This window comes from Neorhizobium alkalisoli (assembly GCF_002968635.1).
In the GTDB taxonomy this organism is placed as follows: Bacteria; Pseudomonadota; Alphaproteobacteria; order Rhizobiales; family Rhizobiaceae; genus Neorhizobium; species Neorhizobium alkalisoli.
The window spans coordinates 1-434 of record NZ_PVBN01000042.1 but is presented as its reverse complement, the minus strand read 5'-3'; the positions used below and the strand labels follow the sequence as shown (position 1 = coordinate 434).

1 protein-coding gene is annotated in these 434 nt (G+C 54.6%); it reads right to left on the bottom strand.

The genetic code is table 11. The features are described 5' to 3' along the window. The coding region (locus C5L13_RS28455; RefSeq protein WP_205836900.1) for an ATP cone domain-containing protein at window positions 1–434 on the bottom strand (434 nt) is incomplete at both ends.

The following is a 434-nucleotide window of genomic DNA, read 5'->3' as shown; positions in this document are numbered from 1 at the left end:
GTACAGGAACTGGGCACTTTCGTAGATCTCGCCGCTGACGCGGTTCTGCACCAGATACTTGCCTTCCAGCTGCTTGACGGCGGCATAAGAGAAGTTCATGTCGCGCCAGTGATCGATAAAGGAGTCCATCTGCTCGAACTCTTCAGCGCTGTAGTCTTCCAGCAGATGTTTATCGTATTTGCCCATCTCGACCATGCGGGTCACGTGAGCGTGCAGCTTCGGCGGTTCGAACTGGCCGTAAGCCTTTTTACGCAGGTGGAAGATCGCCAGGCGAGCGGCCAGGTACTGATAGTCCGGCGCATCGCGGGAGATCAGATCGGCAGCGGCTTTGATGATGGTTTCGTGAATGTCGGCGGTTTTGATGCCGTCATAAAACTGAATGTGGGAACGCAACTCTACTTGAGAAACCGAGACGTTGTGCAATCCTTCTGCGG